20 protein-coding genes, 1 tRNA gene and 2 pseudogenes are annotated in these 15,920 nt (G+C 34.7%); 7 read left to right on the top strand and 16 right to left on the bottom strand.

Translation table 11 applies throughout. The features are described from left to right. Positions 1 to 70 precede the first annotated feature (70 nt). From ACQH2P_RS01165 to ACQH2P_RS01135, 7 genes are all read right to left on the bottom strand, one after another. Positions 71 to 1,294 (bottom strand): IS256 family transposase, encoded by a 1,224-nt coding sequence (locus ACQH2P_RS01165; protein ID WP_425362497.1) that lies wholly within the window; start codon positions 1,292 to 1,294, stop codon positions 71 to 73. Positions 1,295 to 1,516: 222 nt separating this feature from the next. Further along, positions 1,517 to 2,839, bottom strand: coding sequence for an IS5 family transposase (locus ACQH2P_RS01160; protein ID WP_425362593.1), 1,323 nt, complete (start codon positions 2,837 to 2,839; stop codon positions 1,517 to 1,519). Between the two features lie 89 nt (positions 2,840 to 2,928). Further along, positions 2,929 to 4,407 carry a portal protein gene (locus ACQH2P_RS01155; RefSeq protein WP_425362679.1) on the bottom strand — a complete coding sequence of 493 codons (1,479 nt, stop codon included), beginning with the start codon at positions 4,405 to 4,407 and terminating at the stop codon, positions 2,929 to 2,931. Beyond that, on the bottom strand, positions 4,400 to 5,059 hold the full coding sequence (locus ACQH2P_RS01150; RefSeq protein WP_425362678.1) for a hypothetical protein: 660 nt from the start codon (positions 5,057 to 5,059) through the stop codon (positions 4,400 to 4,402). The genes ACQH2P_RS01155 and ACQH2P_RS01150 overlap by 8 nt, the downstream gene beginning before the upstream one ends. Further along, complete coding sequence (locus ACQH2P_RS01145; protein ID WP_425362677.1) at positions 5,052 to 5,966, bottom strand: hypothetical protein; 915 nt, start codon at positions 5,964 to 5,966, stop codon at positions 5,052 to 5,054. The genes ACQH2P_RS01150 and ACQH2P_RS01145 overlap by 8 nt, the downstream gene beginning before the upstream one ends. A 62-nt stretch (positions 5,967 to 6,028) precedes the next feature. Next, complete coding sequence (locus tag ACQH2P_RS01140; RefSeq protein WP_425362676.1) at positions 6,029 to 6,673, bottom strand: hypothetical protein; 645 nt, start codon at positions 6,671 to 6,673, stop codon at positions 6,029 to 6,031. Between the two features lie 17 nt (positions 6,674 to 6,690). Then, a complete protein-coding gene (locus ACQH2P_RS01135; RefSeq protein WP_425362675.1) occupies positions 6,691 to 6,906 on the bottom strand; it encodes a hypothetical protein in 216 nt (71 codons plus the stop codon). 8 nt (positions 6,907 to 6,914) lie between these two features. Here ACQH2P_RS01135 and ACQH2P_RS01130 point away from each other — a divergent pair, with 8 nt between their 5' ends. Beyond that, a complete protein-coding gene (locus tag ACQH2P_RS01130; protein ID WP_425362674.1) occupies positions 6,915 to 7,148 on the top strand; it encodes a hypothetical protein in 234 nt (77 codons plus the stop codon). Here the strand turns inward: ACQH2P_RS01130 and ACQH2P_RS01125 are convergent. The 3 genes and pseudogenes from ACQH2P_RS01125 to ACQH2P_RS01115 all read right to left on the bottom strand — a co-directional run. After that, positions 7,106 to 7,420, bottom strand: a pseudogene (locus ACQH2P_RS01125) (ISAs1 family transposase); the annotation flags it as partial. The gene ACQH2P_RS01130 and the pseudogene ACQH2P_RS01125 sit on opposite strands and share 43 nt — an antisense overlap. A 58-nt stretch (positions 7,421 to 7,478) precedes the next feature. Beyond that, a complete protein-coding gene (locus ACQH2P_RS01120; RefSeq protein ID WP_425362673.1) occupies positions 7,479 to 7,607 on the bottom strand; it encodes a hypothetical protein in 129 nt (42 codons plus the stop codon). Positions 7,608 to 7,788: 181 nt separating this feature from the next. Then, positions 7,789 to 8,763: a Fic family protein gene (locus tag ACQH2P_RS01115; protein WP_425362672.1), complete on the bottom strand. Its 975-nt coding sequence runs from the start codon at positions 8,761 to 8,763 to the stop codon at positions 7,789 to 7,791. 506 nt (positions 8,764 to 9,269) lie between these two features. Between ACQH2P_RS01115 and ACQH2P_RS01110 the strand changes: the two genes are divergently transcribed. The 5 genes and pseudogenes from ACQH2P_RS01110 (at position 9,270) to tnpB (ending at position 11,661) form a co-directional block, all read left to right on the top strand. Next, positions 9,270 to 9,902, top strand: coding sequence for a helix-turn-helix domain-containing protein (locus ACQH2P_RS01110; protein ID WP_425362671.1), 633 nt, complete (start codon positions 9,270 to 9,272; stop codon positions 9,900 to 9,902). Between the two features lie 159 nt (positions 9,903 to 10,061). Then, positions 10,062 to 10,412 (top strand): annotated as a pseudogene (locus ACQH2P_RS01105) (ATP-binding protein); the annotation flags it as partial. A 141-nt stretch (positions 10,413 to 10,553) separates the two neighbouring features. Continuing rightward, complete coding sequence (locus ACQH2P_RS01100; RefSeq protein WP_425364075.1) at positions 10,554 to 10,664, top strand: ATP-binding protein; 111 nt, start codon at positions 10,554 to 10,556, stop codon at positions 10,662 to 10,664. Between the two features lie 266 nt (positions 10,665 to 10,930). Beyond that, positions 10,931 to 11,320, top strand: a complete 390-nt coding sequence (locus ACQH2P_RS01095) for a hypothetical protein (RefSeq protein WP_425362660.1) — start codon at positions 10,931 to 10,933, stop codon at positions 11,318 to 11,320. After that, positions 11,308 to 11,661 (top strand): IS66 family insertion sequence element accessory protein TnpB, encoded by a 354-nt coding sequence (tnpB, locus tag ACQH2P_RS01090; protein WP_425362591.1) that lies wholly within the window; start codon positions 11,308 to 11,310, stop codon positions 11,659 to 11,661. Before ACQH2P_RS01095 ends, tnpB begins: the two co-directional genes overlap by 13 nt. On the opposite strand, the gene ACQH2P_RS01085 is transcribed toward tnpB, so the two are convergent. From ACQH2P_RS01085 to ACQH2P_RS01060, 6 genes are all read right to left on the bottom strand, one after another. Continuing rightward, positions 11,658 to 12,767, bottom strand: coding sequence for an IS66 family transposase (locus tag ACQH2P_RS01085; RefSeq protein WP_425362670.1), 1,110 nt, complete (start codon positions 12,765 to 12,767; stop codon positions 11,658 to 11,660). The two genes, tnpB and ACQH2P_RS01085, sit on opposite strands and share 4 nt — an antisense overlap. 38 nt (positions 12,768 to 12,805) lie before the next feature. Then, complete coding sequence (locus tag ACQH2P_RS01080) at positions 12,806 to 13,039, bottom strand: hypothetical protein (protein ID WP_425362621.1); 234 nt, start codon at positions 13,037 to 13,039, stop codon at positions 12,806 to 12,808. A gap of 30 nt (positions 13,040 to 13,069) precedes the next feature. Continuing rightward, a complete protein-coding gene (locus ACQH2P_RS01075; RefSeq protein WP_425362589.1) occupies positions 13,070 to 13,303 on the bottom strand; it encodes a hypothetical protein in 234 nt (77 codons plus the stop codon). Between the two features lie 125 nt (positions 13,304 to 13,428). Next, complete coding sequence (locus ACQH2P_RS01070; RefSeq protein ID WP_425362669.1) at positions 13,429 to 14,385, bottom strand: hypothetical protein; 957 nt, start codon at positions 14,383 to 14,385, stop codon at positions 13,429 to 13,431. After that, entirely contained in the window at positions 14,357 to 14,896 is a 540-nt protein-coding gene (locus ACQH2P_RS01065; RefSeq protein ID WP_425362668.1) for a hypothetical protein, read from the bottom strand. Before ACQH2P_RS01065 ends, ACQH2P_RS01070 begins: the two co-directional genes overlap by 29 nt. 139 nt (positions 14,897 to 15,035) lie before the next feature. After that, a tRNA-Val gene (locus ACQH2P_RS01060) sits at positions 15,036 to 15,112 on the bottom strand. Between the two features lie 154 nt (positions 15,113 to 15,266). Between ACQH2P_RS01060 and cmk the strand changes: the two genes are divergently transcribed. Beyond that, the gene (cmk, locus tag ACQH2P_RS01055; RefSeq protein ID WP_425362667.1) at positions 15,267 to 15,917 is read left to right on the top strand and encodes a (d)CMP kinase; all 651 of its coding nucleotides are present in this window, start codon (positions 15,267 to 15,269) and stop codon (positions 15,915 to 15,917) included. Positions 15,918 to 15,920: the final 3 nt, after the last annotated feature.

The following is a 15,920-nucleotide window of genomic DNA, read 5'->3' as shown; positions in this document are numbered from 1 at the left end:
GTTTTGCTGCAAGTATACGGAAAAAAGTTGGCTCTGTCCAGAAAAGTGTGTAAATTTCCAAAATAGGTCATTAAATTTTGTTAAGCCTATCTTCAAATTTGATCATCAAATGAGCCATAGCTTCATTCCAGTTGGGAATAGGCATAGTCCATTTTTTGGTCATATAGTCAATTGTCAAATATAAGCTTTTAAAAACAGCACTATCACTAGGGAAAACACGCTTATTATTTGTTACTTTACGCAATTGACTATTAACAGATTCAACTGAATTAGTGGTATAAATTACCTTTCTAATTGCCTCTGGATATCCTAGAAAAATCATTAAATTATCCCAATGATTATACCATGATTTGGCAATTTGTGGATATTGTTTATTCCATTTTTCTTCAAAATATACTAAAGCTAAATGTGCTTGTTCTTCCGTTGCTGCAGTATATATCGGCTTTAAATCGCTAGCCACCTGCTTCCTATCTTTATATGATACGTATTTTAAACTATTTCTAATCTGATGTACAATACATAATTGATGTTCTGTTTTTGGATAAACTGCTTCTATCGCCTCAGACATACCAGTAAGATTATCACTACAGGCAATCAGTATATCCTTTAATCCTCTATTTTTCATTTCAGTAAAATTACCAAGCCAAAATTTTGCCCCTTCATTTTCACTGATCCATAATCCCAATATATCTTTTCTACCAGATAAATCAATCCCTAATGCAACATATATTGCCTTGTTAATTATCCTTTTGTCTTGCCTAACTTTTACTACTAAACAATCAAAAAATACTATCGGATATATCTCTTCTAACGGTCTACTCTGCCAAGCTTTTACATCATCCATTACATCATCGGTGATCTGACTGATTAAACTCTCACTTATTTCAACACTATACAACTCTTGTAATTGAACCTTAATATCAGATACACTCATACCTTTAGCATATAATGATAAGACTTTATCATCAAAACCATCAAAACGTTTTTGTCTTTTCGGTAGTATTGCTGGTTCAAAGGTACTACGCCTATCTCTTGGTACTTCTATCTCAACCGCTCCATGTTCGGAGATCAGTTTTTTGCTAGTTATACCATTACGAGCATTATCATTATCTACACGACTGTATTTATCATAGCCTAGATGATTATTCAATTCTGACTGCAATGCCTTCTCTATCAAGCGTTTGGTCAATTCTTTTAATAATCCTCCTTCTTTCAGTATTGTGCTTACATCTGTATCATTATCTATTAATAAATCTACTGCTTGCTTTATTGATTCATTTGTTTTTTTATTCATGTAATTTCCTTTTTTGTTATATTTTTATATATAGTCTCCCCGTCAAAAGTGCAAAAAATTCAAAAATTAGCACCTTAGCAAAAAATTTTTGTATAAAATTTTAGAGTTTAATTGTTCTGATGTAATTTTTTGATATAAAAAGATGATTTTTAGAAAATTTTTGCATGACGTTTTGTTAACGATTTTGTAATCGTTTGATTAATTTTCTTTATTTGCTAATTTTTATGTAGAAAAATTTGTTTTGAGCAGGTGATTAGCAATACACCGTAAGTTCAATCCTACAGCGGAAATTAACGGATTTATTATATCTCCTATTACTCCTTTTAAGTAATTTCTGCCAACTCTACCATAATGCTTAAGGTGTCCTATTATCGGCTCTATAGCACTTCTTCTCTTGATCATTGCCTTATCATCTGAGGATAGCTTCTTCTTGCAATATGGGCTATACACCTTGTCTTTTTCTTTAAAATTATTCCCCTTATAGCCTAAATCAACAAATGTCCTGGCTATTCCCACTCCTGTTAATTTCTTTACAACCTCTACAGTCTGCGATAATGTATGACCATCATATGGATTGCCATGAAATGATTTGGCCGCTAATACAAAATTACCTCGACCACTTACTGCTATCGAAACCTTGTTACCAAACTCATAGGGTTTGTTTAATTTCCCTTTACCTATGCACTCTACCTCCGGTGCGTGAAAACTATATAATACTTTATTATCCTCCTTATATCGCTCTTTCTCTGCTTTACTCAGTATAGATTGTGCCTGAATCTTTTTAATCTTATTTAGTATTTCTTGCTGCTTTAATGACAAACTTAACTTTGTTTTTGCTATTTCTCGCTGACATATTCTTATTAAACGACCCAGCAATATCTTTAAATGTTGCATTACCTTCTTACGTTTTTTGGCTTTACTATTATCCTTATATTTCCATAATTTTACTATGTCTTTTTTATATTGCTTGGCATATGTCTCATGTAACTTAATGCCTAAAGTATGACATAACTTTACTAGCTCTATTCTTGCCTTATCCATCAAATACACATCATGAGGATACTTAATATTCTTAATTTGTACTGTAGTATCAACGATTATCGATGCTAAGTCTTTTTTTTTAAGCACTCCGACTTTGCAACCAATTCTTGTTAATTCTTTTAATATCTCATTATATCCTTCTTCCCCTAATATAGCACGAAACCTTCGTATACTAGCTTCTGATATCTCAGCATCTTTCTGCAAATATTCCCAACCACAAAAATATTGCCAATATACGTTCTCTCTCAGCTCTTCTTCAGCTGCAGCATCTGACAGGTTATACATCGCTTGCAGCATAGTTACTCCAAGTAATAACCTGTGACATCTGCGATTCCTACCAAATTTCTTGATATTAACATTTGTCAATAACCATTCCTCTAAAACAGTCCAATTTATTAACGATCTTAATTTATATAACTTGTTATTAGGGTTTAATTCTTCGGTCAATTTATAACCAAAAAGCTGTCCTTGTTTTTGGGATTTTATTATATCTTCTATCGGCATAATTCATACAATCCATAAGGTTTCTGCCAATATTATAGCATTTTCTTATGGATTATCTAGATATTTTTACCCGCTAACCATATTATATATTATCCTTCTAGACTTTTGACGGGGAGACTATATAACCTATCTCGAAATTTACACACTTTTCTGGACAGAGCCAAAAAGTTACTGATACCACTTCGTTGAAAAAAACCTAATACCTGCTCAACGCTGGCTATTGCTGATGTTTTCTGTGCCTTGGATAGTGGTGAAACATATTCAATCTCTATCTCGGGTGGGCTATTTGCTCCCTCTAAGATCGGTACTCTGTTATATTTGATTAGCGTTTGATATATTGCCATGATTAACGGATTTAACAGCTCACTCTCAATTCTACCAACCATTGGGGACATTAAACGGTATTGTTCCTCTGTCCTAATTTGCACCTCGGTAGCAGTCATTTCTTTGTTTTCCTTTTGCATCCTGAATATATCGATATAGAATGCCTTGTATATGGCATCGCGGCATTGATTTTGTTCGATTTCAGTAGGCAAAATATTTTCCATACCAGTTAGTGGTATTATTTTATCTGCCATACCATTACGGTAGAAATTAACACTACCCGGCGTAGTATAGAGCGGTAAGTAATATCCGTCTTTTGGCACTAATAATGGTGGGTCTAGCTGTTTCTGGGCTACTTTTAGGGTGATTTGTCTTAAACTATTGAGTAGTTTAATATCAGGTAGCACATGATGAGCAGGAGCATAGCCATATACTTCACCTTCTTCTTTTACCCACCTTGTCACAAAAAATGGGAAATAAGAATAACCTGATTGACTGATAATTTTTTGCTCAGCTAGGTAGATATATTCTGAGCTATATTCAAGTGTTGATGAGCTAGATGTTGAGGGGCTAGCTGCCGTTGATTTTCTGCCTTTATTTTTCTGATTTTGAGCTTGCGGGCTAACTATGTGCAATATTTCTACTATTTCATCAGGATTTTTGGCTAGCCTTTCCTTGAAAGGGGCAAAGTCTTCCCATTTAGCTGATGCCGATTTTATCGGCATGCTAAAGAGTCGGTACATTGTCTTAACAAAACCAAACTTGTCCTCTTCAAAATAACATTCTTGTAAATTAATATTACGAAAGAACAGAGTTTGTGCTAATTCTAAATCTTCTTCAACATAGAATATCGCAGTACCAAAGGCTGATAAATTCAAAAAAAACTGATGAATCTGATTATAAAAATTAGAAGCCGGATTATTGAATATATCCATTAGAGTTTTTTCTAGCATTTGAGCTAGCATGTTACGTTCAGTGGTGGTTAAATATTCCTGCTGCTCGTCATTTTCAGCGACTATAGTAAGGTTAAACCAGTTCATTGCTGGGTTTACCAACAAGCTTTGTAAACCTGATGCTAATTGCTCCCTTGACCAAATAGAAGTTGAATCAAATATTACTTTATTACTTTCAGTTTGTGGACAAACATATTTCTTCAGCTCATCCCATATATGATGCCATTTCTCCCTCTTGCTCTTGAGACTGTCAAAATATTCAATTTTTTTGTTTAAATCCTTATCAGCCATATGCTGTTACCATATTACGTGTGTTTGTGTTTGGATTTATGGTTGAGTTTGGGTTTAAATATGGTTCGCCAAGCTTCTTTGACACTTTCTTGAGCTTCTTGATAAATTCGTTATCATATAACACCTCGTAGTTATATTTCTTGCCACTAGCTGCAGTCATGCTAGGCAAACCAAGGGTTAATCCTTCAATATCTTTAAGTGAGACTATCTTGCCCAGAGATTCAGATAATTTCGGTAAATCTTGTAGTCTAGGTACTGACCTCATGTTAAAATGTTCTACTGCTTGTTTTAAACCACCAAGCTCAGCTATCGGCATTTTTTCTAGTCCTGATCTACCATATCTTGCCATTTGGTCTAAATTGCCTGACATACCATCATATTGATGGTTATTAGCAAGATCAATTTTTTCAAGGTTTCCCAGTTTATTAGCAATATTTGATGTGTTCATATAATGACCAATACCAACTAACCCTGAACCTGTCCCAGCAGCTATTCCTGCTCCGAGTCCTCCGAATCCTGCGAGTCCTGCGAGTCCCATAGTAGCTCCGAAGGTTGCGAGACCAAGAACTCCCCCCTGTACCAAACCAGTGATTCCAGCTGATTTCTCATATTTTCCAGCCCGCCACTTTACATCGTGAGCATAGCTATCCAACTGGCTTTGTGCAGATCCTACTATAACTCCTTAACTTATCTTGTAGACCCTGAATATGCGATTGCCGATTAGCATAATCAGTCTCTATTTGTTCTGCTCTGTTTTGCTGTTGTTTATATTGGTCAATCATGCTGGTTAATTGATATCTTGCCTGATCAAATTTACTAGTATCTTGCAATAGACGATCTTGACTTGCTTGATAGTTACCTAACTGATGCTCAAGCTCAGCTTTCTCCATACTTATATTTTTATGTTCCCTGGTAATATCATTCATAGAATAACGGATTTTCTCTTCTATTGCCTGACGTTGCTTTTTTAATGACTCAACATCTTGCTGATGTTTAGCAATTGCACTGCCGGCTTCTTCTTCAGTTAAACCTCGCAAACTGTCTTTCTGCTGGGCTACTCGATCGTAGAGATTTTGGAAGACACCCGGTAGTTGTTCCACTTCTCTCATTCTTGCTTCAAGAGCTGGAGCCTTCTGTTTTAAGCTTTCAAAAGATTGTTTAAGTTGCTGAGCTGAGGAAGATAACCTAGCTCTTTGGGCTTCTATATTCTTTAAGTTATTATCATATTGGCTAGCATACTGATTTAATTGGTTTTCCATCTCATAGCTTCTATTGCTATAGTGGTATTGTTGCCCTTCTAGAGAACGTAAACCCTGCATCGATTGCTGTATTTCGCCAGATAGATTATTGATAGTAGTTTGTGCTTCATGAGCATAATTATTATAGCGAATGCGTGATTCTTCATAGTTACGCTTGTGCCTTGCTAAATCAGCACCAGTAAGATACCTGACACCAGGAATCTTAGTAATACCCCTAATAATACCCTTAGAAATAGTATCGCTACAATAGGCTCCAACACACCCTGCACTTACAGCTAGGGCTGCTAACAATGGAAGCATTATACTACCTCATCTATATTATAGCTGTTTATGTTTATACTCCTTCCTTTCATATCAGCTCTTTATCTCTCCAAAGCATTATAATCATTCACCACTTTACGATATTGTGATATATTATATTGTGATTGCTGTTGCTCATTACCAGTTTTAACGTCCATCGCTAAATAACAAAAGCTCTCGGTTATATCAGTAGCTCTCGAGGAGCTAGAATGCACGCCCCTTTTAGTAGCATCAAACTCATAGAGACCGTTAATACCACGCTGACATTTCTCGGCATCTATTCGACACCTACCTAGCAAACTTCTTACTTTAGTTATCATCTCTTCCCGTAAATATTTCCTACCAATAGCAAATGGTGAAAAGCCTACTTTTTCTGCTATTTCATTAGCTTGTTGTAACCGAGTATCCAAAGTCGGCATTTGTCTTCGGCTCATATCATGGGGCAATACGTTACGCCCATATTGATAGGGTCTAGTTCTTAAATGATTAAGATAAAACTCTAAATCTTTACCCCTATTCATATAAAAATCGATAATATCGACATAGTCTTGTTTTTCTTGAACAAACCAAATCACCGTATAATCAACAATACCTATATCCCAATAAGTATTAACCTGATAGCTTGCATCAAATGGCACATAGCCAATACGCCCCTGACTTTCAGCCAGCCGTAATTGTTCAACAAAAGTACCACCCTGATCAGCCACGGCGGCCTCATGAACAATTAGTTAATTTCTATTAAAGCATTAGTAAAACGTTTTAAGTTCTTTGGTGACCAACCCATAGTAAGCATCATTTTGGGTCTAGTCTCCCTTTTAGTCTTTATTTTATTTAAAATATTTAATACAAATCTTCTGATAATTGCCATATTCGCAGGAGCATTGCCTTGTCTTATGCTACTTGCATCCTCGTTAAATACCACGTCTATAGTTATGCTCATAGGATTAGGTGATAAAGAACATAACGATTGTAAGTTGTCATTCCCGCGAAGGCGGGAATCTAGATACCTGCTTTCGCAAGGTTAACACAAAGTTTGTATCACCTAATTCAATAGGTTTCACTATATCAATAACTTTGCCGAATAAAGTTATACCTGATTCAGCTGCATATACATTTAAAAAATGTAATGCTCTGATACCCTCATGTTTTGTTCCTCTCAGCGTTTTACCATCTATTGCATAATGTTTTTCACTTAAATTGTTAGTAAAATATTTTACTAACACCTTATTTAATTGACTAGAATCAAGACTAGTAAAAAAACGTCTAATTGTACAATCACTAGGCGTACCATTTTCAAACGGAAAATATTCTCTCAAAGTATCAATATGTGCCTTGCCAAATTCTTCAATCTCCTCCCAACTCTCCGCCCGTGCGGCAACCGCTACTATTGCTAAAAACACTAACTCTATTAAGGGATATGCTATCTTACTTTCTTGTCTATGATCTTCAATATAGTGAAACCTATTGAATTAGGTGATACACACTTTGTGTTAACCTTGCGAAAGCAGGCATCTAGATTCCCGCCGTTGCTAAGAATGACAACTTACAATCGTTATGTTCTTTATCACCTAATCCTATGGGCATAACTATATCGCAAAAATGTTCTGCAAAGTTCTTGACGAATTCTCTCTCTCTTAACATCACTATCTCCAAATAATAATTATTTTATTAAGAGATTCTTACGATATTACTCCACTATTTGCAAAAACTTTATTATTAACATTTCTTTACCTTCTGTTCATGAGACCGCCGTGGGTAACGGGAAGCCCCATTATTTCTTGATTTTAGCTAGAAGCTATGTTAAGTTTGGGGAAATCTAAGATTATATTAGATTCTTGATTTCATTTAGTGTTATCTTTCGTTTTTTCAGTCGTTGAATTTTTGTACATTGTTCAATCATGTCAGGTGAGTAAAGCTGATAGCGTGATTTAGTAACATCGGCGATTTCTAATAAACCTTCCTTAGTCCAAAAACGAATTGTAGGTACAGTCGCATTAACTGCTTTTGCAAGTTCGCCAATTTTCAATAACTTCTCTGATAATATTATATCTGGAGAGTTTATACCTTTTGCTGCTTTAAGATAAATATCAAGAGAGCGGTTTACTGCATTAAAGATAATTTTTTCATATGCTTCTTTTGAACCACCAAGCTGCAAGGTTTCTAGAGATGTTATATAAGGTAACCTTTCTTGTGGTCTGATAATAGCTGGTGGATAACCTTCAATTATTAGAATTAAATTCATTAATAATCGTGCAGTTCGACCATTGCCATCTGAAAAGGGGTGGATAGTTACCAACCGATAATGTGCTTCTCCTGCTAGTTGTACAGGATGCATATCTTCACGTGATTTTAGCCATACCATAAAATCTGCCATCAAGTTTGGTACTTTCCTTGGATTAGGCATTATTACTCTTGAACCTGAAATACGTACTGGCACTCGTCTGTAACATCCAGCATTATGATCATCAATTCCCTTTAAGATAAGACCATGGATTGCTAGAATATCATTTTCAGTAATTTCACAAGTTTTCTTTTGCTGGATTTTATGAATTAACTCCAAAGCCTGTGCGTGATTTGTCGCTTCCAGATGTTCTACTAATGATTTGCCACCAATTGTTAAACCTTTTTCAATTACAACAGCAGTTTCCTTTCGTGTTAAGCTATTTCCCTCAATCGCATTGCTGGTATAGGTAAGCTCCACTTTAAACCATTCTTCCAAATTTTTAACCAATTCCGGAGTTAATGGTCTTAGAACATCGAGTTGACGCTTTTTATTGTTTAATATCTTATACTTCATATGAAGAAGTATAAAGTATCACGTAATACTTTTCAATAATTATTGTACTGTATACTAAATAAAATATATAATAAAACGACATTAACTAATCAATTATCTTCTGAGAGTCAAATGCTAGAGTTTCACATAGGATATTAGAGCCAATATTTGTTTTTGTTTATAAATGCAAATGTGAGTTGACATATCAGTAAGTATATTTTTTCTCATAATATCACGCACAAACTTTACTTTATCCTAATTTTCTTTACAGCCTTTCATTTACCAGCAGTACCTGTAAAAAACACATCTACTTTTTTCTATCCCCCACTACACCCCGTCCATTCCAAGAAGGGATATTTTGCTGCCTATATGAATCTTACCACACAAAATAAGCTGATTTATGTAAATTGTAATCATCTATTGACCCCTTTAAAGGAAAAATTGTAATGAAAATTGCCCCCCTAAATAAGTAACAATATCTCCGAAAAATTAATATTGTTAATATTTTTTTAAGGAGTTTTAAAGGGGTGTTTATAGTGGAAACAATAGGAAGAATACGTAGGATGTACCACGTTGATGGTAAGGCAATTAAAAAAATTGCTAGAGAATTGAATATATCAAAGAATACAGTAAAAAAAGTCATTCGTAGTGATCAAACCAAATTTGAGTTAGCAAAATATACCAAAGATAAACCGGTTCTTGGTAATCATCTTGCAGTACTAAATCAGTTATTAGTAGAGAATAGCAAGGAGCCGGTTCGACGCAGAATGACGGCAAAGAAACTATACCAACAGCTACAGATATCGGGTTACACAGGAAGTTATGAAACTGTGAATCTAATTGTCAGGGCATTTCGTAGAGAACGCGAAGCAAAGGGTCAACAAGTTTTTATTCCACTAAATTTTGAACCTGGAGAATCTTTTCAATTTGACTGGGGAGAAGAACAATTTATAGCAATTCTGCAGTTGGTTAATAAGTATGGATTAGACAAGGTGACTAATGCCTGTAATTTAGCAATTACTATTGGTGGCTGTAGTGCTAAATTAGTTGAGCAGTATTTACAACCAGCTATACAAGTAGATATCAATGAATATAAGTTTATTCAGTTAAAAACTCCACCAGACGCTGATTGCAGCAGTTACAGTAAAATACATTTATAGTTATGCTCATAGGATTAGGTGATAAAGAACATAACGATTGTAAGTTGTCATTCCCGCGAAGGCGGGAATCTAGATACCTGCTTTCGCAGGTATGACACAAAGTTTATATCACCTAATTCAATAGGTTTCACTATAGCCAAGCTAAATTGGTTAGCCATTGTGATATACAAAAATGTTGATAATCAGCAGAATATAATGTTAATTGGTGGTTTTGGGTCAGGCAAGACTCATCTAGCAATTGGTTTAGCATTTACTGCAGTTGAAAAGGGTTACAGGGTAAGGTTCTACACTTTAAATGAATTAGCTAGCCAATTACTAAATGCTAGAATGCATAACTATGAGCTCAAATTCATCGATTCAGTTAAGAGATTCAATGTTATTGTGATAGATGAACTGGGATATGTACCAATAAAACCCGAGGCTAGATTCTTACTATTTAAGCTGTTTGCAAAATTATATGAACAGTCCTCGCTTATCATAACCACCCATTTGAGATTTGAAGAATGGGAAGATATAGTGAAACCTATTGAATTAGGTGATACAAACTTTGTGTCATACCTGCGAAAGCAGGTATCTAGATTCCCGCCTACGCGGGAATGACAACTTACAATAGTTATGTTCTTTATCACCTAATCCTATAGGCATAACTATATATTTGGTAATCCTAAGGCAACAAAGGCAATTATCGATAGGCTAACCCATCATTGTCAAATCATAGAAACTGGTAATAAAAGTTTTAGAGGAGGAAAAGATGCAGAATAAAGATTAAAATAATATACTATTATATAAATTAAAAATTACCAATGATTTTAGGGAATTTTATCTGAATTTTAACCAAAATTAACTAATTGTTCATGAGGCCGCCGTGGGTCAATAGTTTATTACAATAGGGGGGCAATAGATGATTACAATTTACACTCTACTAAATATAAGATAGGAAGAGTTTAGTATACTTGCAGCAAAACTGCATAACTCTATCTAATTTTTTTGTTAGTATAAAATTTATTTTATAAATTTGGGTTCCTACTATGCAAATACCATCAATTACTATTGAGCAAGTAGCTCAGCAATTTAAAGCCTGGCGTCAAACTAAAACTAACAAGTTTGATCCCATACCAAACCATCTAAAGGAATTAGTTCGCCAGCTACTCCATCACTATTCTTGCAAAGATATAGCCAAACATCTCAATATTAATAAAACAATAATTAGTTCAATTCAACGTATACTTGCAGCAAAACTGCAACAAGATATTAATTTCCTTCCATTTCAACTAGTAAATTCTATAGATACTGATCCTGTGGCTACTCCCAAACAAAATTACTACACTTGCCACATTATTAAACCAAATGGTACCAAGCTTATTATCCAAACATTGGATCCAAAAATCATAATTCAGACATTTCTATGCTGCAACTAACCCCTCAGTCAGTTATTTTTGTTGCCACTATTGCCATCGACTTTCGTAAGGGTATCGATGGTTTAATAGCTGTTTGCAGACAAAAACTTTCTTCCAACCCTCTTAATGGTTCCTTGTTTTTATTCTATAATAAAAACAGAACTGCCATTAAAATTTTGTCCTTTGATGGTCAAGGCTTTTGGTTATGCTCTAAACGCCTATCCAAAGGTAAATTTACGGCAAAACTTTCCCCATCTGATAATTCATCTTATCAGATTTGTTATAGAACCTTACACATTCTTATTCATAATGGTGATCCTAGTTCTGCCAAACTCTCTAATGATTGGCTTCCTGTCATTTAAGCTGCCGTCTCGATTAATTCCGTATTATTTATATATCTTGCATAGGCAAAAGGCGTATAATTCGTAGGATGCTTCTTTGCTTTGCTGCTCTGCTCTTGCAGCCAATTTAAATATTTAAAGGCATTGATCTCGTTCTCACTACAAGTCTTTACTATACTATACAGACCACTATGTATCTCAGCACTATTGATTGTTTTAAAGAATAATGAATTCTTCCTTTGTAAAATAATGGTACGTAGTGACCTCTCAGCCCAATTATTATCAAGACTGCTAACTGGAATTTTCAAAAATTGCGTCAAACCTTCTTTATTATTTAACCAATATTTCATAGCTTGCCCAAACCTACTATTAGGCTCAACTTTCTTGTCGTTAAATAATTCGTCTATTTTGTTATATATGTTTTCTATATATTTACTGCTATGTTCCTGATGGTACTTCAGCTTTTCCTCAAGGCTCATCTCTTTACATTGATGTTCATTATGGTAAATCCCACCAGTCTGTTTGAGAAAATATCCGCATTCTTCAGGGTAATATGGTTCATTCTCTGTAAATTTTCTCTGCCCATGTGACAAACAATTGATCATCACTATTATTGCCAGTAATTCTTTATCTGCTTCTGATAATACCGGGTTATTATTGTTACTTGCATCAGTCATTAAATGAATAGAATCAGTCCTATTCTTACGATTCTTTAGTACGTTACCAATATTTTCCCCGCCATGCTTATTACCGGTAAAATATAAAACTATCACCTCATTATTTGTAGTTTTAGCACATATAGTAGTGGTATAACAGCTGCGTCCTTTCTTATTTTGAGTACGTAATTTTTTATTGGCTACAGTAATTTCTAAAATCCTGGCTCTAGTATCATCAAGGTTCAGTGAACTACATTCGGCAGCCATTTCCAATAATACCCTGTAAATTTCAGCTCCACCACCTTCTTGCCAAACATCTAAATATTGTTGCCACAACGAGCTATGGGATACAGGAACCCCGCTTAAACTTTGCAACCTAGATAAACGATAGAAGGGAGTACCGTAGGTCTTTTGTAACACTATTGCACTTTTGCTACTATTTGTCCATTTGTTGATATTTTTATTGTTCATAACTGTATAATCGCAAGCATTACAGCGTAACGTTTTCTTTACATATCTGTTGACTGTAATTGGAGCATTACCTGTAAATTGTAGCAATTTTCTAGCTTCACTATTATAGAGTTTACCATTATCACAGTGAGGACAGCTATCACCACTACAAAAATTCTCAGGAGATAAATAGCTGGTATTCGCATCCTGATAATCATCAAATCCATATTTACCTTGCCAATTACTGCGATCTCTCTTCTTGGACTCATCGTACTCTTCTTCATTACCACCATTCTTATTATCAGATTCACTCGGTGGTTCTTTTAATGAATCTGAACTATCTTTTTTTTGTTATCTGCCTTAAAACCAATCATCATCTCCTTAAGCTTATTTATACTGATGTTTGATGATGCTAGCTTGTCTATTAGTTCGTTACAAAATTTCACAAGTTCTATCACCGCTTGCTGATCATCTCCTGTTAATGAACTTGCCTTAATATGTTGTATTAGTTCTTCTCGTTCCTCAGCACTTAAGGTCGCTACTTTTGGCTTTTTCATTTTGATTCATTCATTACGTTTAATAATTGAAATGTTATAGTATAACTGATAGTTTTTCAACCAGTTTTTTTACTAATCGGTGATATTTGCATAGTAGGAACCCAAATTTATAAAATAAATTCATACTACCAAAAAAATTTAATAGAGTTATGCAGTTTTGCTGCAAGTATACTGTATTCATCGTCATATACTCCAAAGAAACTGCAGCTAGTCAGCAATTTATAAGCAGTATCAGGGTTAAAAGCTCCAACGATCTTGCGTTGCAACTGATTCAGTGGGTTAACGCCCTTACTAGCTTCTACCTTCCGTAAATAAGCCTCTCTTGCCTTGGTAGTATTGTCCAGCTTGAAGTTAAAGTTTGGGTTATTAGCTACAGTTGGTGAACGCATTTCATGACGCAAAGTTTTTCTCATGTAATTCAGTACTGCTTGCTTGCAGGGAAAGAGATTTTTAGGAGAGTCCACGCTATGTTTAATCAACAGCTTGTTCATGAAACTCAAATTGAAATCACGACCTGTTCTCCTTCTTAGCCAAGCAGCATCTTCTTCGGTCAATGGATAAAACTCCTTTAGCTCCATAGGTGAATACAAGCCTTTAGCCATTTTAGTAACATCCCTAAGCCACCTAGACAATTTTCCACTAGCTTCTTGCTCAGACTCGCTACCTCCTGAATATCCATCTGTTGAGTCAGAATCTGAATCGGAGCCTGAGTCTGACTTGTCATCAGTTAGAGTTGCATCGCCGGAGTTGCCGTCTGTGGAATTGTAGGGTGACGCTTCATTTACTGAGCTTACCGTTACTTCCGTAGGTAAATTAAAACTTTTCTCCTCAGCTAACTCAAGCTCTGCTAAGCTTTGTTCACCTGAACTTATCGTTATCTCCGGCGATAAGTTAAAGCTTTGCTCCGTAGTTGACTCAATTTCTGCCACATTTTGTTCACCTCTTTTTTCCGGTACCTCAAGCGGTAAATTAAGGCTTTGCTCCTCAGTTGATTCAGGCTCTGACACATTTTGCCCACAATTTTGTCCACAATTTTTTTTATTTTTTTCGTATCTAGATAATATAGATATATATAGATGCATTTTTTTTTAATTTTTTCTGAGTTGAGTTAGAATTTTCTCCAGGTTGGGTTAAAATATTTTGATAGCTAGACTGGATATTAGTGTGATTAAAGTGATAAGAATTATTATTAGCTTTACGAAAACTTGTAAATTTCTTAAGAAGTTTGATACATAAAATATTACGGCATTTTATATTATATTTGACCGTAGTAATTAAAGTATGATAAATGAACCCACTTTTTTGCAATTCTGTTAGACATTGTTTAACCCTACTTTGACTAACTCCTAGCTCTTGTTGGAAAAAATGATAGCCTTCTTGTAACTCTTGTGAGTCTTGTGTATTATTATAACGATTAGTTTTCATGCAAGAAACTATCAAAGATAGAAGTTGACGAGAAGTTTTAGTTAATTGCTTACCACAATTATTAGTAAGGTTTCGCCATTCAGGCGGGACGAAATTACCGACTATGTTATAGAAAATAGTATCAGCATTTTCAACTAAACCGTCGGAAAAAGTTAATGATTCTGTCATATTTTTCCCCCTTGTAACAGGGTTAAAAACAGACTATTTTGTAGGTCAAAATTGGGGAATTCTGTTTGAGAAGTGACATATGAATTACATATGAAATGTTTAGCAAGACTGTGAAAAAGCCTAGAAGTCTGATAAGAACTGGTGGGCGGTAGTGGATTCGAACCACCGACCTTTACGATGTCAACGTAATGCTCTAACCAACTGAGCTAACCGCCCCTATTTTTTTATGCTTTAATTTTATACTTAAAGCAACAAGATATTCAAATATACATCAAACAGTAACATGTCTAATCTATAATAGCCTTAATTTCAAGTTTTATTTGCATTATTTTAAATATTCAGCTAGAATCTAGCATAAAATTATAAATAAATGACATTAAAATCTCAAGCTTTTGATATCAACAATAATTTTGTAGTGGCACTGGATGGTCCAGCAGCATCAGGTAAAAGTACAATTGGACGAATGTTAGCACAAAAACTTAATCTCACCTACTTTCAATCAAGCATTGTATATAGAAGCCTTGCTCTTTCTTGTATAAACCAAAAAATTGATCTTACTGACATAAATAGAATAATTGAATTATCTAAATCCACGGAATATATACAAAATTCAGAACTTGATAGTGAGGTTGTAGGTAATATAGCTTCACAAGTTGCTGTTGTACCGGAAGTAAGAAATAATCTGGGAGTATATTTGGTAAAATTAATAAAAACAACTCCTAGAATTATAATGGAAGGTAGAGATATTGGAACAGTAGTGGCTCCTTCGGCTGATTTAAAGATTTTTATCAAAGCAGATATTGTTATTAGAGCAAAGAGGAGATATAAAGAACTGCAAAAGAAAGATGGAGAATGTTTCTTTGATGCAGTTCTAAAACAACTGGAAACAAGAGACAAAAGGGATATAGAGCGTGATATTGCTCCGTTAACTACCTCTCCAGGGACATTAGAAATTGATACTTCTTATCTATCACCAGAAAAAGTGATTGATAAGATTATGGAGTTTATTTCAGTTAGGTAACAT

It is taken from the genome of Candidatus Tisiphia endosymbiont of Hybos culiciformis (assembly GCF_964030975.1).
GTDB lineage: Bacteria > Pseudomonadota > Alphaproteobacteria > Rickettsiales > Rickettsiaceae > Tisiphia.
This window is presented reverse-complemented; position numbering and strand designations above follow the sequence as displayed.